This window comes from Xenorhabdus entomophaga, assembly GCF_037996725.1.
Classification (GTDB): domain Bacteria; phylum Pseudomonadota; class Gammaproteobacteria; order Enterobacterales; family Enterobacteriaceae; genus Xenorhabdus; species Xenorhabdus khoisanae.
In genome coordinates this window covers 24,438-50,674 of the sequence record NZ_JBBMXH010000011.1, presented here as the reverse complement: position 1 = coordinate 50,674, position 26,237 = coordinate 24,438, and the positions used below count along the sequence as shown (strand labels likewise).

27 protein-coding genes, 1 other RNA gene and 1 pseudogene are annotated in these 26,237 nt (G+C 45.4%); 8 read left to right on the top strand and 21 right to left on the bottom strand.

Features of this window, described 5'->3' with window-relative positions:
* Positions 1-3: 3 nt before the first annotated feature.
* A complete protein-coding gene (gene mtgA, locus AAC854_RS03840; RefSeq protein WP_340615953.1) occupies positions 4-720 on the top strand; it encodes a monofunctional biosynthetic peptidoglycan transglycosylase in 717 nt (238 codons plus the stop codon).
* A gap of 93 nt (positions 721-813) precedes the next feature.
* On the opposite strand, the gene dolP is transcribed toward mtgA, so the two are convergent.
* From dolP to AAC854_RS03820, 4 genes are all read right to left on the bottom strand, one after another.
* On the bottom strand, positions 814-1,389 hold the full coding sequence (gene dolP, locus AAC854_RS03835) for a division/outer membrane stress-associated lipid-binding lipoprotein (RefSeq protein WP_340615952.1): 576 nt from the start codon (positions 1,387-1,389) through the stop codon (positions 814-816).
* A gap of 11 nt (positions 1,390-1,400) precedes the next feature.
* Entirely contained in the window at positions 1,401-1,991 is a 591-nt protein-coding gene (gene diaA, locus AAC854_RS03830) for a DnaA initiator-associating protein DiaA (protein ID WP_047964279.1), read from the bottom strand.
* A gap of 51 nt (positions 1,992-2,042) precedes the next feature.
* Positions 2,043-2,426 (bottom strand): YraN family protein, encoded by a 384-nt coding sequence (locus AAC854_RS03825; protein ID WP_340615951.1) that lies wholly within the window; start codon positions 2,424-2,426, stop codon positions 2,043-2,045.
* 126 nt (positions 2,427-2,552) lie between these two features.
* Positions 2,553-4,430 (bottom strand): penicillin-binding protein activator, encoded by a 1,878-nt coding sequence (locus AAC854_RS03820; protein ID WP_340615950.1) that lies wholly within the window; start codon positions 4,428-4,430, stop codon positions 2,553-2,555.
* A gap of 63 nt (positions 4,431-4,493) precedes the next feature.
* Here AAC854_RS03820 and rsmI point away from each other — a divergent pair, with 63 nt between their 5' ends.
* Together rsmI and rnpB are read left to right on the top strand one after the other, a co-directional pair.
* Positions 4,494-5,366, top strand: a complete 873-nt coding sequence (rsmI, locus tag AAC854_RS03815; protein ID WP_340615949.1) for a 16S rRNA (cytidine(1402)-2'-O)-methyltransferase — start codon at positions 4,494-4,496, stop codon at positions 5,364-5,366.
* A gap of 43 nt (positions 5,367-5,409) precedes the next feature.
* An RNA gene (gene rnpB / locus AAC854_RS03810) (RNase P RNA component class A) lies at positions 5,410-5,813 on the top strand.
* A gap of 69 nt (positions 5,814-5,882) precedes the next feature.
* Here the strand turns inward: rnpB and AAC854_RS03805 are convergent.
* Entirely contained in the window at positions 5,883-6,584 is a 702-nt protein-coding gene (locus AAC854_RS03805) for a pirin family protein (RefSeq protein ID WP_340615975.1), read from the bottom strand.
* A 114-nt stretch (positions 6,585-6,698) separates the two neighbouring features.
* On the opposite strand from AAC854_RS03805, the gene AAC854_RS03800 reads away from it, so the two are divergent.
* The gene (locus AAC854_RS03800) at positions 6,699-7,595 is read left to right on the top strand and encodes a LysR family transcriptional regulator (RefSeq protein ID WP_340615948.1); all 897 of its coding nucleotides are present in this window, start codon (positions 6,699-6,701) and stop codon (positions 7,593-7,595) included.
* Between the two features lie 49 nt (positions 7,596-7,644).
* Here AAC854_RS03800 and AAC854_RS03795 read toward each other — a convergent pair whose 3' ends face one another.
* The 5 genes from AAC854_RS03795 to AAC854_RS03775 form a co-directional block, all read right to left on the bottom strand.
* Positions 7,645-8,040 carry a DoxX family protein gene (locus AAC854_RS03795; protein ID WP_340615947.1) on the bottom strand — a complete coding sequence of 132 codons (396 nt, stop codon included), beginning with the start codon at positions 8,038-8,040 and terminating at the stop codon, positions 7,645-7,647.
* Between the two features lie 214 nt (positions 8,041-8,254).
* A complete protein-coding gene (locus tag AAC854_RS03790; RefSeq protein ID WP_340615946.1) occupies positions 8,255-8,551 on the bottom strand; it encodes a YqjK-like family protein in 297 nt (98 codons plus the stop codon).
* A complete protein-coding gene (locus AAC854_RS03785) occupies positions 8,544-8,945 on the bottom strand; it encodes a phage holin family protein (RefSeq protein WP_340615945.1) in 402 nt (133 codons plus the stop codon). The genes AAC854_RS03790 and AAC854_RS03785 overlap by 8 nt, the downstream gene beginning before the upstream one ends.
* Before the next feature lies 1 nt (position 8,946).
* A complete protein-coding gene (locus AAC854_RS03780; protein WP_273548813.1) occupies positions 8,947-9,252 on the bottom strand; it encodes an ElaB/YgaM/YqjD family protein in 306 nt (101 codons plus the stop codon).
* 241 nt (positions 9,253-9,493) lie between these two features.
* On the bottom strand, positions 9,494-10,162 hold the full coding sequence (locus AAC854_RS03775; protein ID WP_273548812.1) for a DedA family protein: 669 nt from the start codon (positions 10,160-10,162) through the stop codon (positions 9,494-9,496).
* Between the two features lie 681 nt (positions 10,163-10,843).
* Here AAC854_RS03775 and sstT point away from each other — a divergent pair.
* Positions 10,844-12,088, top strand: coding sequence for a serine/threonine transporter SstT (gene sstT, locus AAC854_RS03770; protein ID WP_340615944.1), 1,245 nt, complete (start codon positions 10,844-10,846; stop codon positions 12,086-12,088).
* A 106-nt stretch (positions 12,089-12,194) separates the two neighbouring features.
* Here sstT and AAC854_RS03765 read toward each other — a convergent pair whose 3' ends face one another.
* Complete coding sequence (locus AAC854_RS03765; protein ID WP_340615943.1) at positions 12,195-14,216, bottom strand: oxidoreductase; 2,022 nt, start codon at positions 14,214-14,216, stop codon at positions 12,195-12,197.
* Between the two features lie 305 nt (positions 14,217-14,521).
* Between AAC854_RS03765 and AAC854_RS03760 the strand changes: the two genes are divergently transcribed.
* Positions 14,522-15,118, top strand: coding sequence for a GNAT family N-acetyltransferase (locus AAC854_RS03760; protein ID WP_340615942.1), 597 nt, complete (start codon positions 14,522-14,524; stop codon positions 15,116-15,118).
* Positions 15,119-15,150: 32 nt separating this feature from the next.
* On the opposite strand, the gene AAC854_RS03755 is transcribed toward AAC854_RS03760, so the two are convergent.
* From AAC854_RS03755 to AAC854_RS03745, 3 genes are all read right to left on the bottom strand, one after another.
* On the bottom strand, positions 15,151-16,086 hold the full coding sequence (locus AAC854_RS03755) for a VirK/YbjX family protein (RefSeq protein ID WP_340615941.1): 936 nt from the start codon (positions 16,084-16,086) through the stop codon (positions 15,151-15,153).
* Positions 16,087-16,479: 393 nt separating this feature from the next.
* Positions 16,480-16,914 (bottom strand): acetyltransferase, encoded by a 435-nt coding sequence (locus AAC854_RS03750; protein WP_340615940.1) that lies wholly within the window; start codon positions 16,912-16,914, stop codon positions 16,480-16,482.
* Between the two features lie 283 nt (positions 16,915-17,197).
* Positions 17,198-18,394, bottom strand: coding sequence for an MFS transporter (locus AAC854_RS03745; RefSeq protein ID WP_340615939.1), 1,197 nt, complete (start codon positions 18,392-18,394; stop codon positions 17,198-17,200).
* A gap of 172 nt (positions 18,395-18,566) precedes the next feature.
* Between AAC854_RS03745 and AAC854_RS24195 the strand changes: the two are divergent.
* A pseudogene (locus tag AAC854_RS24195) lies at positions 18,567-18,635 on the top strand (hypothetical protein); the annotation flags it as partial.
* A 1-nt stretch (position 18,636) separates the two neighbouring features.
* Complete coding sequence (locus AAC854_RS03740; protein ID WP_340615938.1) at positions 18,637-18,900, top strand: hypothetical protein; 264 nt, start codon at positions 18,637-18,639, stop codon at positions 18,898-18,900.
* Between the two features lie 258 nt (positions 18,901-19,158).
* Here AAC854_RS03740 and AAC854_RS03735 read toward each other — a convergent pair whose 3' ends face one another.
* The 7 genes from AAC854_RS03735 to AAC854_RS03705 are packed head-to-tail and all read right to left on the bottom strand — an operon-like array spanning position 19,159 to position 26,235.
* Complete coding sequence (locus AAC854_RS03735) at positions 19,159-20,403, bottom strand: beta-ketoacyl-ACP synthase (protein WP_340615937.1); 1,245 nt, start codon at positions 20,401-20,403, stop codon at positions 19,159-19,161.
* Positions 20,400-21,131: a 3-ketoacyl-ACP reductase FabG2 gene (locus AAC854_RS03730; RefSeq protein ID WP_340615974.1), complete on the bottom strand. Its 732-nt coding sequence runs from the start codon at positions 21,129-21,131 to the stop codon at positions 20,400-20,402. Before AAC854_RS03730 ends, AAC854_RS03735 begins: the two co-directional genes overlap by 4 nt.
* The gene (locus AAC854_RS03725; RefSeq protein ID WP_340615936.1) at positions 21,128-21,604 is read right to left on the bottom strand and encodes a hotdog family protein; all 477 of its coding nucleotides are present in this window, start codon (positions 21,602-21,604) and stop codon (positions 21,128-21,130) included. The genes AAC854_RS03730 and AAC854_RS03725 overlap by 4 nt, the downstream gene beginning before the upstream one ends.
* On the bottom strand, positions 21,604-22,770 hold the full coding sequence (locus AAC854_RS03720) for a beta-ketoacyl-[acyl-carrier-protein] synthase family protein (protein WP_340615935.1): 1,167 nt from the start codon (positions 22,768-22,770) through the stop codon (positions 21,604-21,606). The genes AAC854_RS03725 and AAC854_RS03720 overlap by 1 nt, the downstream gene beginning before the upstream one ends.
* A gap of 3 nt (positions 22,771-22,773) precedes the next feature.
* Positions 22,774-23,337 carry a DUF3261 domain-containing protein gene (locus AAC854_RS03715; protein WP_340615934.1) on the bottom strand — a complete coding sequence of 188 codons (564 nt, stop codon included), beginning with the start codon at positions 23,335-23,337 and terminating at the stop codon, positions 22,774-22,776.
* Positions 23,334-25,658: an MMPL family transporter gene (locus AAC854_RS03710; RefSeq protein WP_340615933.1), complete on the bottom strand. Its 2,325-nt coding sequence runs from the start codon at positions 25,656-25,658 to the stop codon at positions 23,334-23,336. Before AAC854_RS03710 ends, AAC854_RS03715 begins: the two co-directional genes overlap by 4 nt.
* Positions 25,630-26,235 carry a LolA family protein gene (locus AAC854_RS03705; protein ID WP_340615973.1) on the bottom strand — a complete coding sequence of 202 codons (606 nt, stop codon included), beginning with the start codon at positions 26,233-26,235 and terminating at the stop codon, positions 25,630-25,632. The genes AAC854_RS03710 and AAC854_RS03705 overlap by 29 nt, the downstream gene beginning before the upstream one ends.
* Positions 26,236-26,237 lie beyond the last annotated feature (2 nt).

The window sequence follows — 26,237 nt, the reverse complement described above, 5'->3', positions numbered from 1 at the left end:
CGGATGAAAAATCCTTTTTCAATATTGTGGTGCTGGCTGAAAAGAATTGCAGTATGGATCACAGTTCTATGGTTTGTTGCTGTAATCGCGTTTTCATTTCTGCCGGTGCCGTTTTCTATGGTGATGATAGAGCGACAAATGAGTGCCTTAATGTCAATTAATTTATCTTATGTTTCTCGTTCTTCATGGGTAGATCAGAATCAAATTTCGCCTTATATGACATTAGCCGTTATTGCCGCCGAAGATCAAAAATTCCCAAAACATTGGGGATTTGATTTTGATGCTATCGAAACTGCTATGGAGCATAACAAAAAATATCAGTCGCGCATGCGGGGAGCATCGACGATTTCTCAGCAAACCGCCAAGAATTTATTTTTGTGGGAAGGACGCAGTTGGGTAAGAAAAGGATTGGAAGCGGGAATGACGGCAGTACTGGAATTATTGTGGTCAAAGAAGCGTATCCTGACGGTCTATCTCAATATTGCTGATTTTGGCAATGGCATTTTTGGTGTGGAAGAAGCGGCTCAGCATTACTTCGGTAAACCCGCCAGCCGATTGACCGCATCTGAAGCTGCCTTGCTCGCGTCTGTATTGCCAAATCCTCACCGTTATAAGGTCAATGCCCCTTCTGCCTATATATTGCAACGTCAGCGATGGGTTTTACGGCAAATGCAGTTAATGGGGGGAGAGCATTTCCTAAAGCAACATAATTTGAGATAGAAAATAAACGAAGGTAAAAGTTGGAAACCAATAAAAAAGCGGCACTGATTTGTGCCGCTTATAGGCTGTCGTTGAGCGTTTGAATAGAGTTCTTTAGTTGAGGTCAGTAAAGGCTGTTGTCACGCGTCTGACGCCACTGGTTTCGCTGGCTATTTTCGCTGCGGCGGCCCCTTCTTGTTTAGTCACAATGCCGAACAAGAAGACCTCACCGTTTTCAGTCACTATTTTGATACTGGAAGATTTGACTGCATCACTGGTTAAAATTTTCGAACGAACTTTGGTTGTCAGCCAAGTGTCTGCGGAGGCAGTACCCAGAGCAACCGGGTTGCCTTGGCGGATCTCGTTATATACCACGTCGGTGCCTTCAACTTTTGAAGCAATCTGCTTTGCCCGATCAGCCAGAGCCATATCGGGGCTTTGCCCGGTCAAAAGAACTTTACCCTGATATACAGTGACGACTACTCGGGCTTGTGCCTTAATTTGCGGGTCCTTGCTAATCGCATTGCTGATCCGGGCTTCCAAAGTTGTATCGTCAACTTGCTGCCCGATAGTCCGTGGATCTGAACCTGCTTTTGTCGCAATCGCGGCAGAACCCACGACAGCGGCGCCAATACATCCTTGTAATAACATTGCACTGAAACATACCAATAATAGAGAAAATAATCGCATTAGTCGGCTCCTTATTCATCCTGATGAGGAAATAACGTATTGTCGATTAAGTCGCACAGACAATTGATTGTCAACATATGAACCTCTTGGATCCTGATGCTATGGTGTGAAGGGATCCGGATTTCAACATCCTGCGGCCCCAGTAATCCCGCCACTTCTCCACCATCGTAACCAGTCAGCGCAACAATCGTCATATCACGCGTAACAGCCGCTTCCACTGCCTTGATGATATCCCGGCTGTTTCCATGCGTAGAAATGGCGAGCAGGACATCGCCGGCATGCCCTAATGCTCTGACTTGTTTGGCGTAGATTTCGTCAGGCTGTTTACTACTGGTGATGGCAGTGATCACCACATTATCAGTATTCAGTGACAACGCTGGCAGACTTGGGCGCTCTGTTTCAAAGCGATTTATCATGCTGGCGGCAAAACGTTGTGCGGTTGCGGCAGATCCGCCGTTACCACAGCAAAGAATTTTGTTGCCGTTCAGCAGTGATTGAACCAGCATCATTGCGGCGCGTGATATTGCGTCGGGTAATGCTTCTGCTGCTGCGATCTGAGTTTGAATACTTTCTGTGAAGCAGACTTTAATTCTATCCAGCACGTTATGACCTATGTATATTGGGTATATTTATTTAGCGAGAAAACTGAGAATCTACAGGAATAGATTCTCATTCAGGGTGAAAGCATTTTTCAGCCATTCAAATTTCTGACCTGTTATCGCACAAACATCAAAGCGGCACGAGGCCGTTTCCAGACATTCATTGCGTTGATACAACCAAACAGCGGCTGTATGCAACAGCTTCTTACGCTTGTTTTTGGTAATTGTAGCAATGGCATCACCGTATTGTGAGTTCTGACGGAAACGGACTTCAACGAATACCCATGTGTGTTTATCACGCATGATCAGATCGATTTCCCCACCACGAATTTTCACATTCTCTGCAATAAAGGCAAGCCCTTGTTTCTGCAAAAACTGTTTAGCCTGATGTTCGTAATGGCGTCCCAGCGCATAGCTATTAGTTGTTAGTTTTTTCATCCTGAAATAACCAATAAAACATGATATCTATTGATTTACAGTCAGTGAAGCTGAAGGCGCGCCAACAGTTGAGCGCGCCTGTACTCACGTCATGTATTCGCGTTATTTATTACGTCAGTACGGTGCTTATTGTACCGCATTACTTTGACCTGAATTATTCACATTATCTGAATCGTTCACATTGTCGGGGTTATTTATGCTGTCAGTGCTATTTCCCACACGATTGGAATTTTCAGGTGTGATACGGCCATTGCTGAACTGCATCCAGGGTAGCTGTCGCGAAATAATGCAATTATCTGTGACAGAAAGTTCCCCTGATGCGCCATTCAAACGGAAACCGCTCTCCTGTTGCATCTGCGTAAACTGATTTGCCAGTGACCATGCATCTATCCCCATTGCGTAAAGGCGCATAAGGCTGTAATCATTGGTAAATTTTTTGGCGGCTTGCTGTATCAGCGGAACGTTCGTACCTGTCAGCAATGGGATATCGCTGAACTGCATGCCATCCATTTCTAATCGGAAATCCGGGCCTGAACCTGATTTATTACTGCGTGAATTGGCATAAAGAGCGGGTTTTTTGCGGGAACTGATCGCCATATCGATCATTGGCTTAATAATTGACAGTTCATCCGCTGTTGCAACAATGTAAACCGCATCCACAGGGCCATTGGCAGAACCTGGGGAAATAACCTGTGCATTGGTATTGTCCTGAGCAGTCTCTGTCACAGAAGCACTGGCCGGAACCGGTGTGCCAGACATGCGAATGCCAACGCCACGGTTCATGGATTGCCTCATTTCTCCCGTAGTCCCGAAAGTTTGCTGTAATACCGTTTGGCCACCCAGTTCCTGCCACTCTTTTGCAAAGGCTTTTGCAACTCTGCTGCCTAAATCGGCACGAGGTATTAAGATCAGGGGCTTACGCTTCTGTTGCTGCCAGATGTGCATGGCAGAACTTTTCGCTTCATCTTCAGGAGACAGTGAGAAATAACAGATATTCGGCCGTACTTGTGGCACATCCAATTCATTGAGGGCCAGAATATTCAATGGCGTCTCAACCTGTACCAATTGTTCCACATTAGGTTTCAATAATGGCCCTACAACCAATGTCACGCCATCTTGCTCAGCTTGCGCGAGTAGATTTGCGAGTGGCTGGCTGTTGGTATCATAGATTTTTACGGCCTGATCATTAACCGGGGCATCATTGATTGTGGAAGAGGCTGTGGTTGCTGAAATTTCGGTTGAAGATGATGGGTTCGTTTCATCCGCAAGCGGTGCAGTACCAGTAACTGATTCTCCTTCTGGTGTTGATACCGCCGCAGTGACGTCTGCATTCTGGGGACGTGCCGCGTTGGTTGTATCGTTACTGCCTGAATCTGTCACATTGGCTGGCAATGACGGCTTTGGCAACCCTTTTTGTGCATCAAGGAAACCCTGACGAATAGCTTCACCAAACACTTTTGCCTGACCGCTCAAAGGCAGGAACAGCCCAATGGTTGCATGACCATCTTTTGATTTTTGCAGCATTTGTTGCAGTTCAGTAGGTAAGCTATGTGCGGCAGGATTATTTGAATAGCGGATTTGCCAATCGTGGATGGCAGAACGCAATTTATCGAGATCCTGTTTATTAGTCTGGTAAGCATTGAGTAAATCAAGCCAGCCCTGCAACGTATATTCATTGGCGTTAATCACCAACTCACTGAGTTGTTGTGGAGAAAGATGCGTCAGAACTTGCCATGTCTCATCGATATTCTTCTGGCGGACGGCTTCATCTGTCGCATGAAGCTCCAGTGCGATGTAAGCACGGATAACATCAAGTGATGGTTGGTTATGGGCTGCGTCAATAATGGCCTGATAGCGGTTAATCTCTGCGCTGATCTTGTCTTGAGGCTGAGAAGTTGGTTGCCCTTGTCGTTCGGGCATGGTACACCCTGCAATAATCATAGTCGACAGCAGGGCTGTGTAGACTAAAACAGTTTTGAAACGCACAAAAATTGAGGGAAGCATACTGTATCCAGTGATGTTTTTTTCAAAGATGCTCAATTTTAAATCGGTCATTCGGATGAAACAATGAATCAAACCAATCGAGCAGCGGTTACGACATCCACGCTGTATGTTGTGCCAACCCCTATTGGAAATCTGGGGGATATAACTCAGCGTGCTCTTGAAGTTCTTAAACATGTCGATTTGATTGCAGCCGAAGATACGCGACACACTGGCCTGTTGCTTCAACATTTTGCCATTAATGCGCGCATGTTCGCACTTCATGATCATAATGAACAGCAAAAAGCAGATCAATTAATTGCGAAGCTGGAACAAGGAACGAGCATCGCATTAGTCTCTGATGCAGGCACACCTTTAATCAACGATCCCGGCTATCATCTTGTTCGTCGTTGTCGTGAAGCAGGCATCAAGGTAGTCCCATTGCCGGGTCCCTGTGCAGCGATTACGGCACTGTCTGCTGCCGGCCTGCCGTCCGATCGTTTCTGCTATGAAGGCTTCCTTCCTGCAAAAAGTAAAGGGCGTCAAGATACCTTGCGTGAATTGGCGCAAGAAACACGCACGTTGATCTTCTACGAATCGACACATCGGTTGCTGGACAGTTTAGAAGATATTGTGAAAGTGTGGGGTTCAGATCGCTATATTGTACTGGCACGGGAATTGACTAAAACGTGGGAATCCATTCAGGGGATGCCTGTGGGTGAGCTTCTGGAATGGGTCAAAGAAGATGAAACTCGCCGTCGGGGTGAAATGGTGCTGATTGTGGAAGGGTATCGTAAACCGGCAGAAGATAGTTTACCGTTGGAAGCTCTGCGGACACTGGCATTGTTGCAAAAAGAGCTGCCATTGAAAAAGGCAGCGGCATTGGCTGCGGAAATCCACGGTGTGAAGAAAAATGCTCTGTATCGTCATGCGCTTGATCAAATTGAAGAAGACGCGTGAAAACCCCTATACATTGGATAGCAAACCTCTTATAATCCGCGCCGGAGTTGACCAGACAGTCGCCGCTTTATCTTTCTTTCGGGAGAACTTTCTTTCGGGAGAAGATAGAGGGGAGGAAAGTCCGGGCTCCACAGGGCAGGGTGCCAGATAACGTCTGGGAGGTGAAAGCCTACGACCAGTGCAACAGAGAGCAAACCGCCGATGGCCCGGCTTTTTTTGCAAAAAGAAAGTTGGGATCAGGTAAGGGTGAAAGGGTGCGGTAAGAGCGCACCGCGCGACTGGTAACAGTTCGTGGCACGGTAAACTCCACCCGGAGCAAGACCAAATAGGGGTTCATATGGTACGGCCCGTACCGAACCCGGGTAGGTTGCTTGAGCCAGTGCGCAAGTGCTGGCCTAGATGAATGGCTGTCCAAGACAGAACCCGGCTTATCGGTCAACTTCACAAATTCAGCCCTATAGAGCAAATGCTTTATAGGGCTAATTTATTTCCGGGAAGAAAGAAAATTGTGCTGAATCAGTCAGCCAAATCAATCAACAGCCCCCGGAATGGGGTATCTGCCAGCAATGTGACTTCCTGTTCTTCCTGAATAAAAACGCCATCACCACATTTAATCTCAAGATTATTATTTTTATTGCCGTGAATACGGGCATTGCCACTGATTGATTGCAGGTAGGCATGTTTGCCCCGCAAAGCCAGAGTTTGTCTATCATGGCTTTTCACCGCAAGATAGCTTATCCATACCTGTTGGCGCAGATACATGCTGTTGTTTTCTGATGCAGGAGAAGCCAGCAATGTTAATGGTACATTTGGCAGAACTTTATGTTGTAATGGCAGGGGTTCTTGCTGGGGGCAGGCATTAAGCCAGAGCTGCAATCGTGTAAGGGGGATTTTGGCACTGGAATTGCGTTCACTGTAACTAATGCCCTGACGGGCAGAAAACAGCAGACAATCCCCCTGCTTTGCGTGGAAATGGTTTCCTTCGCTGTCACGGTATTGAGCTTCTCCTTGCAGGATAATATTCAGAATATCAACATTGGGGTAAGACTTGGGCTGGAATTCGGCGTTAGGCGCTAAAACCTCCTGATTAAGGACTCGCAGCGCCCGATAGTTCAAAAATTTTGGGTCAAAATAATGGCCGAATGAAAAAGTATAGCGAGCTTGTAACCAGCCATAATCGGCTTTACCGCATTGCTTTGTTGTTCTCGTTATCATCATAGCTGTCATCTCGTTAACCAATAAACCTATTAGTCCCGATCTTAATTATCTGGACGTTGAAATGTTAGCCAGTTAATCTGGTGGCTATATTCAAAATTCCTGATTGAGAAAAATATGGGCAAAGAACGTGCGCTTACATTGGAATCCCTGCGAGTCATGGATGCGATAGATCGACGGGGAAGTTTTGCGGCGGCAGCGGATGAATTGGGGCGGGTTCCCTCTGCATTGAGTTATACCATGCAGAAGTTGGAAGAAGAGCTGGACGTGGTGCTGTTTGATCGTTCCGGTCATCGCACGAAATTTACCAATGTTGGCCGGATGCTGCTGGAGCGGGGGCGGTTATTGCTTGAGGCGGCGGATAAATTGACAGCAGATGCGGAAGCACTTGCTCGTGGTTGGGAAACGCATCTGACTATCGTATGTGAAGCTTTGTTTCCGACTTCATCGCTTTTTCCTCTTGTGGATCGATTGGCAAAAAAATCGAACACTCAGCTTTCGTTAATAACGGAAGTGCTGGCAGGGGCTTGGGAACGCCTGGAAACGGGACATGCTGACATTGTGATTGCACCGGACCTCCATTACCGAGCCTCGGCTGAAATAAATTCACGTGCACTTTATTCTATTAACAACGTCTATGTTGCCAGTGTGGATCATCCTATCCATCATGAACCTGAACCATTGTCTGATGCCACACGGGTGAAATACCGTGGGATCGCGGTAGCTGATACAGCCCGGGAGCGTCCTGTATTGACGGTTCAGTTATTGGATAAACAACGGCGTCTGACGGTCAGTTCACTGGAAGACAAGCGCCGGGCGCTTTTGGAGGGATTGGGAGTGGCGACGATGCCATATCCGATGGTAGAACAGGATATTGCTGAAGGTCGGTTACGTGTGATTGGTTCAGAATATAGCCATGAAACCAACATCATCATGGCATGGCGGCGAGATAGTATGGGAGAAGCCAAATCTTGGTGCTTGCGTGAAATTCCCAAACTATTTATGAAGAAATAAAAAAAGCCCCTTGCTTTGAATAATCAGCAAGGGGCTTTTGTATTATTTATTACCAGTTTTTCTTCAGTGCACCATCAAGACTAAATTTACCCGGTCCCATCATTGCCAGCATCAGATAGCCTGCACCAATGGAGAAGTTTTTCAGGAACATCGTCAGGTTCATTCCATCTGAAAAATCATTGTGGAACAGTACTGCTGTCAGGATACAGAAAATAAATATAAATACTGATATGGTACGCGTTAACAGGCCGAACATCACAGCAAGCCCGCCACCGAGTTCAAGCAAAATTGTTAATGGCAGTAAAATTCCTGGCACTTTCATGGCTTCCATAAATTCTTGCGTCCCCGCATAGGCATCACCCAATTTTCCATATCCTGCGATGATGAAAAGAACGGATATTAAAATACGAGCGATCAGCAAGCCACTATCTTCAAATTTTTTCATTATTGTCTCCAAGAATACTGCGGGTAACGATAAATAAGTTGTCTGCCTAGATTAAAATGACCAAAAAATGGACAAAAAAGCACAATTTGTTAATCATTATCTGATGGTGGCATTCTAAGGAGAGGCGTTATTTGTTGATAGTAAAGAATACTAACAATTTAATGCAGTTTTTTTGAAGGTGAGCTATTGAGGTTTAGTTATTGAGGCTTGTTGGCTAATATTTATTCAGCGTGTTTCGTATCGTTTTTATGACACCAAAAATACTGATCATTCGGCGTGACCAACGATAAAATTTTTGCGGATGGCGACATAACCCATAAAACAAGGTAATGCCAGCACCGATGGCGACATAGGGTCTGAAGACAAGGAGAGCCTGCCAGCCTTTATCATAGGGCTGTGTGATATCAAGCCAATGCCGGCTGTAAGCAGAAAGTGACTGACGTTGCTGCTGGATCTCTTTTAATAACTGTTGCTTTCGTAATTTTCGTTGATGATGCCACGATTTATTCATGATGATCATCCTCCAGCATTTTGCGATCAATTTGCAGTTGTTCGCGGGTTGTATTAAAAAAAGTGAATTTTCGGGCTTTTCTGACCGTCCAGATTGCACTAAATACGGCGAGAATCAGTAGTGTTCCGGCAGCAATAACCATTGCCGTTACCCGATAAGCAGGATCGATGGCCCAGAATATCAGCATGAGTAAACACATCAGGCCAAAACCTGCAAATAACAATGTGAACCCTACCATTAGCAGGAGTTGTGCCAGCATCGCTGCACCTTCCTCCAACTCAACTGCAACGAGTTGGATACGCGTTTCAACCATGCGAACAATAATCGCTGCTACCCGCCGTAAAGTATCAAATAGCCCTTTTCCCGGGCCTTGTGAATGGGATGGTGGAGTCATCTCAGCGCCTTGATAGCAATACACCTAAGACAATGCCAACGGCTGCACCAATACCAACGCCTGTCCATGGGTTTTCACGGACATAATTATCCGCATGACCTGCAAGTTCTTTCGTTTGATCAATCAGTTTATCACTGGCATCATTGAGCGTAACACGCGCATCTTTCAGCGTTTTTTCTGCTTTGCTACGCAGTTTTTCCAGTTCCGCTTTTGATTTATCACCAGAATTATTGAGCACTTCTTCCAGAGTATCCGCAAGGGATTGCAATTCAGCACGTAGATCTTCAGAATTTTTTTTCTGTGGCATGACCTGTCTCCTTAAATATACGATGGTTGAATTTCTACCATAGTCGCTTTTATAAGGAGTTTAAAGTGAGAATAGATGAAAAATTGTCACAATATATCGCAAATTAATCTTAAATACTGTTTAAGTGGATAAACGTAGCAGTTTAATGGACAAGATGCAGTGGGTAACCAAGCAGGATGTCCTGCGGTATATTTCTCCGCAATACCAATCACAGGAAAAATACCACAGGAAAAATGAAGGATTATGAAAGGGTATTATTGGAGCGTTTCTTGCGCCAAATGATTGTCAGACTGCCAATTAAGCCGATAAGTAACAGACACACAGGTAACAGTACCAGAAAGTTCATCAGATACTCTTCGTACTGACGGAACAGAGGGCTTTTACCCAGTATATAGCCCAATGTTGTAAGAATAACCACCCACAAGAACCCACTGAGCCAGTTAAATAGCTGAAAGCGTCCGCTCTTCAGCCCCGCAAGGCCCGCCAGTGTTGGCAGTAAAGTTCTGATAAAAGCAAGGAAGCGTCCTACCAGCAAGGCGGATAAGCCATGACGGTGGAATAAATTATGTGCGCGTTGATGATAATGGGCGGGGAGATGTGATAGCCAGCCCTGAACTAATTTGGTATTGCCAAGCCACCGCCCCTGAAGATATCCAACCCAGCAGCCAAGGCCTGCACCGGTGGTCAGAATGACTAATGTCACTGGAAAACTCATGGTGTCTTTGGCGATTAAGACGCCGACTAATATCAATAGGCTATCGCCCGGTAAAAATGCGGCAGGTAATATCCCATTTTCCAGAAACAGGATGATAAATAGCAGAATGTAGATTGCCCATACTAACGATGGATTAGCCAGTGTTTCGTAATCCTGGTGCCAAAGTGCATAAATAAGGTCTGTTACAATTTCCATCAAATGTTCCTAAAACGCCGGTTAAGGACTTCATCTTACTTTTATGGTGCATTTATGGTGAATTTCTATTGGATGCTGAGTAAACACAAAGCATTAAATATCCGCTGTCATAAAATGCTCTCAAAATCCCTTCAAGGTGGCATAAAGATTGACTACGACACTTTAACAAAATCAGCACTGGCGAAACAGAAAATTTTGGTGATCAATTGAACATTAGTCAAAATGTGAAATTAAATTCACCCGGATATATCGTTTGATTAATTATTTATTAAAGTTTTATAAAATAACATGAATACCCCATTTTACCTGCGGATGGGTTGAATTTATGTTTTTTGCCAGTTAAATCCATTCCTGTTGAGCGCCTTGCGCCGAAAAGTAATCTATCCGCACTTTTGGTAACAGAAAAATAATCTGTGATCATTATTGAGAGTGTTATTTTTTAACTTTATGAATATAAAGAAAAATAATGATTTTGATCGTAATGGTTTTTACTCCATGAGGCTATTTTAATGGGAAAATTGATGTTTTGATCACACAAATGTAATCAACTTGTTATCAAATGTTGCGTACTCTGTATATTGCAACTAGTTATTCTTTGCGGTTTTCTTAATTTCCTTATCCTCGGGAAAGCAAACACAAAAACATCAGGCTCATCGAGCAAAAATACCAAATGGATAGACTATGGAAAAACAACAAAAAGGCTTTGTGCAATATATTGCACAAGGAAGCCTAGTAAAACAAATCTTACTTGGATTAATTCTGGGGGTATTACTGGCATGGTTGGCGCCTTCTGCGGCCAAGTCAGTTGAACTGTTAGGAAATCTCTTTGTCGGGGCACTAAAAGCGGTAGCGCCTGTTTTAGTATGGGTTTTGGTCATGTCTTCGATCGCAAATCATAAGGCAGGTCAGAAAAGTAACATTCGCCCCATACTGTTCTTGTATCTGATTGGCACTTTCTTAGCTGCGGTTGTGGCCGTCATTGGCAGTATGCTGTTTCCATCGACGCTGGCATTGGTGGCAAATGATGCTCAGATATCACCACCAGAAAATATTATTGAAGTGCTGAGAGGAGTGTTGCTCAACATCGTTGCCAATCCGATTGATGCAATCTTAAAGGGAAATTATGTCGGGATTCTGGCATGGTCAATTGCCTTGGGGATAGCTTTACGTCACGCTAATGAGTCAACTAAGTTACTGGTTCAAGACTTATCAGAAGCTGTGACAAAACTCGTTCGTGTTGTTATCCGTCTGGCCCCTGTCGGTATTTTCGGTCTGGTATCTTCAACCATTGCTACAACGGGTTTTGATACTCTATTGGGTTATGCTCACCTGCTAACGGTACTAATTAGCTGCATGATTATCGTTGCGCTGATCGTTAATCCTTTGATTGTTTATTGGAAAATTCGTCGTAACCCTTATCCTTTGGTTTTTGAATGCTTGCGTGAAAGCGGCGTCACGGCGTTCTTTACGCGTAGCTCGGCAGCGAATATTCCCGTCAATATGGCCATGTGTCGTCGGATGAATTTGGATCAAGATACTTATTCCGTTTCTATCCCTTTGGGAGCGACCATCAATATGGCTGGAGCGGCAGTGACTATCACTGTATTGACACTGGCGGCGGTAAATACGCTGGGAATAACAGTAGATATTCCTACGGCAATATTGTTAAGTGTTGTTTCAGTTATTGGCGCATGTGGCTCTTCAGGCGTTGCGGGAGGATCATTATTGTTGATTCCGTTGGCGTGCAGTATGTTTGGTATTTCTAATGAAGTTGCCATGCAGGTCGTTGCGGTAGGCTTTATCATTGGCGTATTACAGGACTCTGCTGAAACAGGGCTGAACTCTTCTACTGATGTATTGTTTACCGCCGCGGCTTGTCAGGCGGAAGATACTCGGTTAACGTCAGATAAATTGGCACAACGTTAATTGTTAGCTGGATTAATCATTAGCCAGAGTCAGACGGTGATAATCTGTATGCCACTGATTATCACCGTTTTTTGTATTAAAATTCTATTTATTCAGCATCTGTTCATTAAATCTTAAACGCTAAACGGGTCCCTTGATCGATTGCTCGGCGGGCATCTAATTCAGCAGCGACATCCGCACCACCAATCACATGCACGCTTTTTCCCATTGCTTGTAAAGGTTGATAGAGTTCTTTCTGTGGCTCCTGTCCCGCACAAATAATGACGTTATCCACTTCAAGGCATTGTTGCTCATCACCACGACGAATATGCAGCCCTTGATCATCAATTTTCAGGTATTGAACGCTGTTTAGCATCGTTACGCCCCGCATTAACAGGCTGGCTCTATGTACCCACCCCGTGGTTTTTCCTAAGCCATCACCAACTTTCGAGTCCTTGCGTTGCAGCAGGTAAATTTTCCGTGGGGAATGCTCTGCTTTTGCTCCTTCTGGGCATAATCCGCCCCGATGCATAATTGACTGATCAATCCCCCATTCATGGCTAAACGCATGGCTGCTCAAGCTGGAGCTTTGCCCGTTTTGGCTCAGATATTCTGCGGTATCAAAACCAATGCCGCCAGCACCGATAATGGCGACATATTTTCCGACTTGCCGTTTATGTTTCAATACATCCAGATAAGTCAGCACTTTTTCATGGTCAATGCCGTCAATATTGGGAGTGCGTGGCGTAATACCTGTTGCGATGACGACCTCATCAAATGAGGAAAGTTGATCGGCAGTTGCGGTCTGGTTGAGCCGCACATCGACGCCATTCAATGCCAATTGGCGATCAAAATAACGCAAAGTTTCATGAAATTCTTCTTTGCCGGGAATTTGTTTGGCGATATTAAATTGTCCGCCAATTCTGTTCTCACGTTCAAATAGCGTGACATGATGCCCACGGCTGGCAGCTGTGACTGCAAAGGATAAACCCGCAGGCCCTGCGCCGATAACGGCAATTGTTTTGGGGGCTTTTGCTGGCTCGGCAATGAATTCAGTTTCGTGGCAGGCGCGTGGATTAACCAAACACGAGGTCAGCTTGCCGACAAATATTCTATCCAGACAAGCTTGGTTGCAGCCGATGCAAGTATTGATTTCGTCCGCCCGGTTCTGCTCCGCCTTCAACACAAATTCAGCATCAGCAAGGAAAGGGCGGGCCATGGAAACCATATCGGCACAACCTTCACTGAGAATTTGTTCGGCAACCTGAGGATCGTTGATACGGTTGGTCGTAATTAAAGGGATGCTGACTTTCCCCATTAATTTTTGAGTCACCCAACTGAATCCGGCTCTGGGCACCATAGTTGCAATCGTTGGAATACGGGCTTCATGCCAGCCGATGCCGGTGTTGATGATGGATGCGCCTGCTTTTTCAATCTCTAACGCCAGTTGCTCTATTTCCTGCCAGTTAGAACCATCTTCCACTAAATCCAGCATAGAAAGGCGATAGATAATGATAAAGTGCTCTCCCGCAATGGCTCGGACAGCTTTGACAATTTCCAGCGCAAAGCGCATCCGGTTTTCGAAAGATCCACCCCATTTATCTTGCCGATGATTAGTGCGGGAAACCAGAAACTGATTGATGAGATAGCCTTCTGAACCCATGACCTCAACACCATCATAGCCTGCCTGTTGGGCAAGCTGGGCGCAGCGGGCGAAATCCCTGATGGTTTGCTGGATATCTTCCCCGGACATTTCCCGGGGCGTAAAGGGATTAATGGGTGCCTGAATGGCGGAGGGCGCGACGAGATTTTTTTGGTAGCTGTAACGTCCCGCATGCAGGATTTGCAGGGCAATTTTCCCACCAGCCTGATGAACGGCATCCGTGACAATCTTATGGTGGGGCAGGGAGTCTTCACTATTCAGGAAGCTTGCCCCGGCAGTAACAACGCCCTGTGGATTTGGCGCGATACCGCCCGTCACAATTAATGCGACACCGCCGGCCGCCCGTTCTGCATAGAACTGGGCCAACCGTTGAGCACCATTGGGATGTTCCTCAAGCCCCGTATGCATTGATCCCATCAATACACGATTTTTTAACGTGGTAAAGCCCAAATCCAGCGGTGCAAGCAGGTGAGGGTAATTGCTCATTGCATTCTCCATCAAATATTTGGTTACTCAAAAAGTATTATTTTTTTCGTATGACTTAAGTTCTTCACTTGGTTATGGCTAAGTGGTCGGATGAGATAGTTATCAAATTTAGACAGTTCCAGCTTGATTGGAATCTCTTTGTTAATTGATTGTGACAAGTATCATGAAATCTATTAGGTATAGAAAAAATATCAACAGCATTTGAATAAGAGTCCATTAGGCAAGAAATGGCTTTTATTTATGATTGTCGTGTATTTTTTAACTATGCATACTGCCAATGTATTCTTCAACAATGGTAGATAAGCATGAAAAAAATCACTGACTGGGTCACATTGGCAGGAAAAAGTGTAACCTTAGAGCCGTTGTCACATGATAAACATGGTGAATTCGTCCGGGCCATAGACGATGGGCAATTACATAAATTGTGGTATACCAGCGTGCCTTATCCGACAAATGTCGCGGCGGATATTGAACGTCGTCTAGCCCTGCATGCCAAGGGAAGTATGCTGCCTTTCACTGTCATCGATAATGCAACGGGAGCCGCCGTTGGGATGACAACCTATATGAATATTGATGCCAATACCCCCAGATTGGAAATAGGTTCTACGTGGTATGCACGTTCTGTTCAACGTACTGCAATTAATACGGAAGCAAAGTTTTTGCTATTGCAGTATGCGTTTGAAGAATTGGGGTGTGTAGCGGTGGAGCTTCGAACTCATTTTCTGAATCAACAGAGCCGCAGAGCGATTGAACGGTTGGGAGCAAAACTGGATGGTATTCTGCGCAGTCACTTGAGAGCTAAGGATGGTTCGATACGAGACACTTGCGTTTATAGTATTCTTCTGAATGAGTGGCCCGCCATTAAGACTCATCTTACATGGTTAATGGCGCAGCCGCGTTAAATGTCAGCCAAAGTATTCCTTTCTGATCGGGATCAGGCCGTAAGGGATGCTTTGATGCTGTTTTCCAATTCATCCAGTAATTGATAGCGACGACGATATTCGGCGCGCTTTTTACTGGGGATATCATCCAGCGATTTTCTTTCTATGATTGAGGGTAAATGGAAATCATTATTTTCCTTTCTGACCCCACTTAATGATTCCCAGAAGGAGTTATAATCGGCTACCATCTGGTTTTTCTTTTTATGCCAATAACGAATGCTGCGGTAGATATGAGTCTCATTACTGACCGCCAAAATTTGCTCGCAATCCACATGTGCGGCAAAACAGCAGATAGCTTCAATCAATAGGCGCTTAGGAAATAATCCATAACACTCTTTCGTTGCATGGCGGATAATCTCCAGAGAATTATCCCCTTTGGCAGGCCCTTGTAATACACCAATAAACAGCGTTTGTTTGCCATCCACCATTAATAAAGTAAATGCACACTTTGCCAGAATGACATTTTCTGCGGTGGTAATATATAAAGAAAGCTCCCCTTCTTTATTCAAATTATCCAATGAATCAATGTAAATCATAAATGATTCATTCTTTCCGTGAATAGTTGCCAACAGATAAGCATGAATATCAAATATACTACTGATAACAGTTGGCTCTAATTGTTGGAACAGTAACTTATAATGTTCATTCAGCGCGCAGACAATCTGTTTGCGTTTAAAATTAATACTTAAATACGGGCGATGTAATTTGCAAGGCAAACTGGGTTGTTTTTTTAAAATATCCAAATAGCGTGGTGTCTTGGCAAGACTATCCAAGAGCTTCAACGTAGACACCGGTGTCAGGATGCTGCGAAGTGCAAATTTAGTGCGGTTACTGGAAGAATACCAGTGTTCCCCTGGAGTAACACGTTTTCCGACGAGATCAGCAAATAGCTTCACTCCTGAAGATGCAGGTTGTTGTAGATAATTCATTAATACTCAAACTCAATAGAAATAAAAAATACGTATACGCCCCTCATTATATCATTGATTTTTTAAACTTTACTTAAATATTTACAAAATATTCCATTACTTTAGTTTTATTTATTTTATATAAAGGACTATTTTCTTTGTTGTCATTTTTAAATCTTATTCTAATACAGATTAATTTATAATAATCATTCGATTAATGAATTAATTGCTGTTTGTTTAATTTAGTTAATGATTATTCTTTTTGTGTTCTATGTATAAGTATTGGATAAGTCATGGTTTTTCTACAGGATGGTTATTATCGATTATCCAGAAAACCTCAGAACGAGGTTTAATATTTTGAGGTTTTCAGGGAATGATTCTATTTTTATTGGGTTTTATTGGGATATTGAGCGTTCAGGCCAGTTTCATATGCAATAGCGGAAATGGGTTTCCTTGCCCATCAAGTTCTGAGCGGGAAAAAACCTGAAATCCCATATGTTGGTAGAAGCCAACACCTTGTGTATTTTGCTCATTGACATCTAACTCACTGACTTTTAACTTATCAATGGCAAATTTTAGCAACATCTTGCCAACCCCTGTCCCCCGGGCTTGTGGTGTAATAAACAACATTTCCACGCGATGTTGAGCGGTACTGATAAATCCGACGATATTATGTTGCTCATCCAACGCCTTATAGACAGTGAGATTGGGCAAATAATCATTAAGGATTAGTGGACGCAAAGTCTCAATCATGGCCTTAGGAAGAAAATCATGAGTAGCAAGTACGGAGGCTTCCCAAATCTGAATAAGTGTTGTGAAATCAGCTTCGGTAGCTTGTTGTATTTGCATTTAATACCTCCACATATTTTTATCGTTTTTTGGTTGAATGTTTTTTCGGCTATCTTAAAGTAAAAATGATGTAATGTAATTTATCCTTGATGACATTTTTACACTCTTGATTTGATCATCACAGTAAACACATTTGTTTGCTCTATTTGAAATATTAACGCTTAGGGTGTGAAAATCCAGCGCTGAACAAACAAGCTCTGATCTTGAAGAAGCTATTTGAGGGCTAAAAATAAAAAAGCGCCACAGTTTGCGACGCTTTCATCAGATTCAGGATTATTTTGTATTAGCTTGCCAATACGCGGTCTTTGCGACGCAAACTTGCCAGTAGCATATAAATTGCTGTAGCTAACAAAACAATAAAAAAGAAGCTCATTAACCCGTTATGCTGACCATTGAAATAGTGTTGCAGCATAAGATGCCCCGCGCCCAGAGGCCCGATAGCAGAACCGATGCTGTAACTTAACAGCATGACCTGACTTGCAGCTACGATATAGGATGAATCCAGCTTGTCACAGGCCAGGGTGATAGCAACGGGATACAGGGCAAAAGAAGACATTCCCAACAGAGCCAGCGCCACTATCGTCACAATATAATGTTCAAAAAGATACGTCACTCCTACGGCAAACACACCCAGTAATGAAACCAGGGCCAGTAGGAAAGTTTTGCTCATGATAACAGATAGCTTACTGATAATTGGCTGTATAACCATTCCACCCAGAATAACTGCGGCCATCAACACACCAACCTGATCGGCATTAAAATGACTTTGGCTTAATGACAAAGGCATCAACCCGTAGATAGTGCCCATGACAATGCCGGATGTTATACAACCAACGATAGCTGGCTTACTGAATTGGGTGATTTTTTTCAGTGAAAAACTCTGATGGTGAAGCGGAGGCGGTTGCCCATGACGCACGAATAATGGCGGCAAAATCGCTAGCAGAAGTAGAGCGGAAACGATCATAAAAGGGAGCATTCCCTGAGTCCCGATAGGCCCAATCAACAACTGACCCAAAGTTGTTCCGCCGTAGAGTGATGTCATGTAGAAGCTTAAGCGTTTTGCACGCTCTTTGGGATTATCTCCAATCAATAGCCAGGATTCGACCACGACAAAAACCCCGGCAACAGCGATGCCGGCCATACAACGAATAAGCAACCAGATTTCTTTATTTGGAAAAAAAGGCAATACAACCACTGTTGCAGCCAGAAGCAACAAAAAAACAATAAAGGAAAGACGGTGACCTATTTTCGCAATAACAGGTTCAATCATCATTGAGCCTATTAATAGACCGGTATAATAAGCACTGGCTAACCAACTGGCATAAATCGTATCGATGTTGAAACTTGCCATCGACAATGGAATTAAGCTCATTAGGTAACCAGAAGCAATTGCAAAAACAGTCAAACCCGTAACAGGTACAAATGCACTGTCATTGTTGCGCAGCAGTTTCACTACTGTCGTCTCCACATAAAAAATCATCCAGAAATGCGCTGCTTCTCATCAAGATTTTGCCGAATGGCGATCACGATATATGCCAAGGACTGGGATATATCTTGGTGATTTAAGCAGTAGGTAAGTCACCCAATGACCTTGAGTGGTGCGGACTATAGCTGTTTCTTACACAGAGATACAACGAGAAAAACTGATACTCATGAGTGAAAAGATTTATGAAGGTAAATTTGTCTTAACAAGTTACTTTTTTTACTATACATGTACTCTATATGTTGAAGGTGCGAAAACTTTTTACGGAAAAGCTGGGGGGATTAGGATCACCGGGAAAAGGAGAGTTTTCCGGCCATTTGTTCGTTTATGATGATGATATTAATAACCTTTATGAGAAAGGAACAGCTTTTGTTGCAGTTATGACACCTATTACTGCGGCTACGGCTTTTACAGATTCACCTTTAAATAAAATCGCACAATTTGAAGGAACTGGAATAGGAACGATATCTGCCACAATCTTCGGTGGTGGTTATTGGGAATAGTTTTGTAATCAAAACACTTATTCTATTTCTCTGATGAATTTATCAAGTGTATTTCTATTTGATTATATTTAATCCTAAAAATTAAATCCTTGGCATTGATAAATAATCTAAATTTCGGACTGATTCGGTTATGGAATGCTATCCGAATTTAGCAGAATTAAACTATCCGCAGTGATAGATTAGATTCGTAATAATGTATCTGAGTTGAACGGAAGAGATTAAATGCCATCGGGTTAACCATCCGATGGCCTTTAATGTTTATGCCCAGCGTTGGATCACTATTGAAGTATTAATACCACCGAAGGCAAAGTTATTACTTTGGATAAACTCGGTCTGGATTTGACGCGGTTGGTGCATGATGTAATCCAACTCACCACAAGCGGGGTCAACCTCGTTGAGATTGATGGTGGGTGCAAACCAGCCTTCATTCATCATTTCCAGCGCTAACCAGGCTTCAAGCGCGCCACAGGCCCCCAGTGTATGGCCGAAATAGCTTTTCAGTGAAGAGATAGCCGTTTGGTTGCCAAAGATATTGGCAGTGGCTTGACTCTCTGCCACATCTCCCCGATCGGTTGCCGTTCCGTGAGCGCTGAGGTAACCGATATCGGCTGGCTGTAAGCCTGCTGATTTCAGCGCCATTTCAATACATATCTGCATGGTTTCGGATTTTGGCTGAGTGATATGGGAAGCATCACAGTTAGTCGCAAATCCGATGATTTCACCATAAATTTTGGCACCACGTGCTTTGGCGTGTTCCAATTCTTCAAGGATCAGCGTGCCAGCGCCTTCACCAATCACCAGCCCGTCGCGGTTAACATCAAATGGGGAAGGTGTGGTTTTTGGGGCTTCATTTTTCTGGCTGGTGGCGAACAGGGTATCAAATACCGCTGCTTCGGATGGACACAGCTCTTCCGCGCCACCCGCGACCATTACGGTTTGATAGCCATGACGGATAGCTTCCCACGCATAACCGATCGCCTGACTACCTGATGTGCAGGCACTTGAGGTTGGGATCACTCTGCCACGCAGGCCAAAGAACAGCCCGGTGTTGACGGCAGTGGTATGTGGCATCATCTGTACATAAGTTGTACCTGTGATGTTATTGGTGTGCTTTTCCGTCAGCATGGTCGCAAATTCACTGACCGGCTTGGTACTGCCCGTCGAAGAACCATAAGCAATGCCTGTTTCCCCATTGGTCAGGATGGGATCATCCAATAAACCTGCCATCCCTAAAGCCAGCTCTGTAGCGCGCGTAGACATCAGAGAAACACGCCCCATGGAGCGAATGCGTTTACGGGTATAGTGTTCGGGCAAAATGAAGTCCGTGACCGGCGCACCGAGGTGGGTATTAAGCCCGTCATATTCTGCCCATGCCGGCATTTGTCGGACGGTGTTGATACCCGCTTTCAAGCCTGCGGAAACGGATTGCCAGTCGTGTCCCAGAGCGGTAATGCCGCCCATTCCCGTAATAACTACCCGGCGTGTTGTTCCATTATGGCTCATAGCATTCCTCCGTTGATTGAAATGACCTGACGGGTCACATAGCCTGCGATATCAGACATCAGATAGCTGGCGAGGCCGGCGACTTCATCGGCTTGCCCCATGCGTTTCATCGGGATCATATTCATGGCCTCTTTCAAGGCTGCTTCTTCCATTTGGATCATATCCGTGCCAATTAATCCCGGCGCAATGCAGTTCACCGTGATTTTTCTTTTCGCCAGTTCGATTGCCAGCGCTTTGGTGGCCCCGATAATGCCCGCTTTGGCTGCACTGTAATTGACCTGTCCGCGGTTGCCCATCAAGCCAGACACGGATGACAAAGTGATGATGCGTCCTCCCTGACGTAAACCGATCATTGGCATTACACAGGGATGAATAACATTGTAGAAACCATCCAAATTGGTATGAATGACGCTATCCCAGTCACTGCCTTCTAAAGCAGGAAAAGCCCCGTCTTTGGCGATGCCGGCGTTGCAGACAATGCCATAATAAGCACCGTGGTTTTCGATATCTTTTTCCAGTACTTCACGGCAAATGGTGCGATCTGAAACATCAAATTTCAGTACACGGCCGTGGCCGCCGTTTGCCTGAATGTGTTCCAGTGTTTTTTCTGCGCCTTTAGCATCACTGTGATAATGAACGATGACGTTGAATCCGTCTGCTGCCAGTCGGCAGGCAATTGCTCTGCCGATCCCTTTGCTGGCACCGGTCACTAGAACTGAACGCATTATGCTACTCCATCCCTTTGAAATAATTGTTTAAGTTCTGTTTTATCTGGTTGGTAGGTATTCAGGCGGCCAGTTGCCAGCACCGTGCCGTTACAACTGATCGAACCTTCAAAGCTGCCAACTTTTCCATCTTGCAGTAATAGATTCATCTGGATATCCAGCACACTGCCCTGTGTGAAAGCAGGGACATGACATCGTACTGCACGCCCACCGAGTAACATGCCCAATGCGGAATCTTCTTCTTTTCCTTCCCTGCGATGCCAGCCAGACCAAACGCCAATGGTTTGCGCCATGATTTCAATGGCAAACCATCCCGGCAGGTGGCCTTCCTCGTTAAGAAAAGGAGACAGAACACCTTCTTTGCTGACGGTAACTTGGCAATGGACATGGTCACTGGAAACGTTGATCACTTTTTCCAGTAACACCATCGGTGCTTCATGGGGGAGGTAACAATCTACCGGTAAATAGTCAGGCATTATACGGCTCCCAATATCAGGCTGGTATTGTTTCCACCAAAGGCAAAAGAGTTCGACATGATGATCGGTTTTTCCAGTGGTTCGGGCTGAGTCAGAAGGCCACAGGCAACCAGTGAAGTATCAATACCTGAACGCGAAAAATCTTGTACAGGCAGAGGTAAGTTGCGGGTAAGCAATAACCAGCAAAGACCGGCTTCACATGCGCCAGCCGCACCCAGAGTATGACCGGTTAAATATTTGGTTGAACTGCACGGGGTGTTTTCGCCGAAAATCTGATTGATGACGAGGGATTCCATTTGGTCATTTAATTTTGTGCCAGTGCCATGCAGGTTGATATAACCTATTTCGGCGGGAGATAACCCTGCGCTGTCCAATGCCATGTTGATAGCTTCAATCGCCCCTTTTCCTTCAGGATGAGGGGCTGACATATGCCATGCATCACTGGATTCTCCAGCACCGAGCAGTGCAATAGGCTGGGGTTCCCGTGTCAGCAGCAGTAATGTTGAGGCTTCCCCAATGGTAATGCCTTCACGGTTTTCACAGAATGGTTCACACCGTGTTGAAGAGAGGGATTCAAGGCTATCGAAGCCATTGATTGGCATGCGGCTTAGTGTGTCTGCGCCACCGACAATTGCCACATCGACCATTCCCATTTCAATCAGGCGCTGACCCGTGATAACCGCCCGTGAACTGGATGAACAGGCCGTGGAGATGGTGAATGCCGGCCCGTCAGTATCAAGGTAATTGGCAAGGAAGCGGGAAGGGTCGCCCAGTTCCTGCTGATAATAATGGTACTCTTCATCAGGTTGTTGGTTAACTGTTCGGCTAACATGCTGATCACCTTCGTCAAGGCCAGATGTACTGGTTCCCATGATGATTGCGATACGTTCCCGTCCGAAACGGGCGATAGCTTCATCCACTTGTGGTTTTATTTGCATCAAGGCAGCCAGTAGTAAGCGGTTATTACGGCTGTTGTGCTTATACAGAGCATCAGGAATGGTGGGTAATTCACCGTCAACACTGCCCAGACAGCAGGTTTTATCAGGCTGCAACCAGCCAGAACGCTTATACATGCCGGGGGCTTGGCCGAGCACGAGGTTCTGGGCGATTTCATCCATATTATTACCCAAGGCATTGAGCATACCCACGGCAGAAATATAAATCATGTTTTACTCTTCCAGATGCTGAATGGCGATGTTATAGCCAAAAATGAACTGCTGGACGCGAATCGGGTATCGTTTGCCATTCGCAGTATCATATTGAATTTCTGTGATTAATTTCCCATCTTTGTCGTGTAGTTGGCGGAAATTGCCGCTGTCCTTGAGTGTCCAGCCAGAAGGAAGCCGGGTCTGCCAGGCGGAAACAGGCCAATAACTCAGCATGATATCAGCCAATACTTGATTGGCTGGTGGAAGTTCCGGCAAAACAATAGATTGCTCGGCCTGGATGCCGTTTTTGTCGTAATCCAGTTTGAATAACCGAATGCCTAACGAAGATAACCCGGCAAGTGACAAGTGCTGTTCATTGGCACTAAGCAACACAATCAGTGATTGTTGTTTGCCTTTGACTGTGGCTGTTAACAATTGTTGTTCATTAATCGCAGGCGTAATACTCGGTTCTGGCAGAGAAACACGTATACCCGGCTTTAGCCACGCACTGGGCGAGCTATCCTGTGGGAAATTCGTACATGCTGCCAACAGGCAAACCAGAGATAAAATAACTATCCGTATCATGATGTCTTTTTCCTTTTTGGGCGCTCAGGCATTGCCAGTGGAGAGAGCAGGAATGCGCTAAAGATCCCGCTGCATAACACAATGCCAAAGCTACTGATTGCTTGGGTACTACTGAATACCAACATGCCCAGCGTGAGCAATGAAGTACACATTGCTACACTGATTGCCAGCAACGAGGTGAGTGGTGTACCACGGGGATTGCTGAAAAACAGGGTGTAGTTGATACCAATACCCAGCACCAAAACCAGCGCCAAGATTGAGAATAAGTTAAGGCTATAGCCGCTAAAACCGAGAACAGCCAATCCACACCCTAATGACAGCAATGATGGCAATATACTGATGACACCCCGGCGCAGGCCCAGCCGGATAATATAACTGACGGCGATCAAGATGATTGAACCCACCAGCAACCAGCCAAGCATGGTGCGGTAAAACTGAAACATTTCATCAAAAGCCAGTTTGCGGTCGATCCAACTGACACCTGCCTGTTTCTCCGCTAATTGGCGCATCAGCACACTGTCCTTAACACCGTTGACGGGTAGCAGGACGCCGCTTTGACCGTTTGGCAGGGTTATCCACATCAGGCGCCAGCCTTCACTGACCACACTGTCGAGCCAGTCATTCGGCATGACCGTCATAGGGTGGATATCTGGCTGTTTGATTGTCAGTCCCGCGTCTGCCAAACGGGCCATGATATTGGGAATGGCGGCCTTGATAAGCCCAAGATCCCGCTGCTGTTGTGCCAGAGAGGAAAGGGGCAGACGCTGGTACTGACTGATATTACCTTGCTGTTTTTCTGCATCCAGTTTGGGGATAAAAGACTCCAGTCGCTGTAATGTTTGTTCTGCATTATCGCCGTAAACCACGAACCATTTTTGGTCACTTCGCTGCCCGGTCAGTGCGGCAATGTGTTTTTCCTGTTGATGGATATCCTGTGGCAGAGCCTGCAATTGGGCAATGTCATCATTGACGTGCAAACGAGAGATCCCCAATAAAGCAAAAACTGCCAGCATAGCGGGCAACCCGGTATAAAACAGACGATTACGTCTCCATAAAGCCAGCCAGCGCATTAGCATAATCATGGCAGGAATTGGGCGAACAGGCAGATTTTTAGCCAGTCGGGGATACCAGCAGACGACGGTTAAGCAGGAAGCGGTCAGCCCCGCAGCGGCAAATACAGCCAATTGGCGCAGGCCGGGGAAGGGGGCAAACATCATGATGAGATAAGCAATAACAGTGGTCGCCAACGCCATTAATAAAGCAGGCAACACTTTTCGCATGCTTTGCCACGGTGTGACTTCCTGCCCGTGCACCATGCGCTCTGTCAGATAATAAATGGCGTAGTCAGCAGAAATACCGATGATGCTGATGCTCATCACCAGCGTCATAAAATGCAATTCGCCAAAAACACCCAAAGTTGCCACGGTTCCGGCCAGAGCGCCGATACTGATGGACAGAACACACAACAACAATGGCTTTAAAGAGCGGAACACTCCATAAATGAGTAGCAGTACACCAAGCACAGTAGCGCTGCCTAATGTCGAAATATCGTGTTTTGCCTGTTGTGTCGCGTAATCGCTGTAAAACAGGGTTCCCCGTGAAATGACTTCGGCATCAGGAAATTGCGTTTTCAAGGTTTGCTGCAATTTATCAAGTTCAGTGACAGCATGATGCCCTTGCTGCATATCAAAAGAGGAACTGTTCAGCTCTCCGTGGAGCAGATACCAGTTTCTTCCTGACTCATCTTTAGCAACCAGCCAGCCATTCTGAAGGCGTAATTGGCTGGATGTTTGTTGAAGCGCCAGTTGTGAACCCCTGACCAGCATCAAGGGATCATTGCTGAGCTCTTGCCCACTGACACCGGAAAAGGCGGAGTAAACCTGAGACAGTATCCAGTTTGCCTGCTGACTGCCATCGTCTTTCAGCCTGTCACGGGTAACAGGATCGAGCATCGCATTACGGTGCTCATAGTAAAAGCGTCCCCATGCTTGTTGCTGTTCTGCGGTCATTGGCCCTTTAACATGGGTCAGAAATGAGTTTTTTTGCAGATGTTCCAGCCAATATTGCGCAGGTGCAGAATCTTCTTTCTTCCCCGGACTGACCATCCAGACCAATTGGCGATCAAGACGTTGTATGAACTCTTCTTGCAACGCGGGCGGCATCTCTCCGGCACTTTGTGCAGGCAGTAAAGCCAGTACGCTGGTGGACAAGCGGGATTGAGGTAACAAGGCTGTCAGTGATATCAGTAAGATAGTGCACATGAGCAGCCAGAATAATGCCAGCAGACGCGGCTCAGAATTTGAAGTGTTGCTCTTCTTCATGGCTTAGCGTCTCAGGAGTCAGTCGGTGTTGAGTAAACGATAATTCTGTGCGATCACCCTGGCGATCGGTGAGTAAAATAGCATCAAGATTAGTTTGACCGTTCAGGGTAATTGCCGTGAACAGTTTGTCTAAAGGAGACGTCTTTGGAGTTAGTACCAAACGCCACTGTTCCTGCCCTAAGTCACTGAACTCGATTTTGAAATTTTCTTCCAGCACGGCACGATCGGCCTGAAATAAGGCCCGCATCAAATGATTGAACTGAAACAGTTGTGGATTGGAGTCAGCGGTAATCACCTGAGGCGCTTGATCCGGCATGATTTGCACCATATGGCTGTCATCCAATACCAGTGTCAGCGGGAAAGGTTTCTGCTGATGCCACCACAGCCCCTTATGCTGTGAAACCAACATATCACCGCTGGAACGCAGAGGTTGAGGCATACCCTGAATTTGACGCTCCTGTGTAAAGTGCGCCCGAACAACAGGCTGGTGTGTAAAGCGCTGTTGTAACTCTTCAAGGGTAACGGCATGTGCCACGTTATTGATTATCAGGAAATTCGCTGTCAGGAATAGCAGCATCC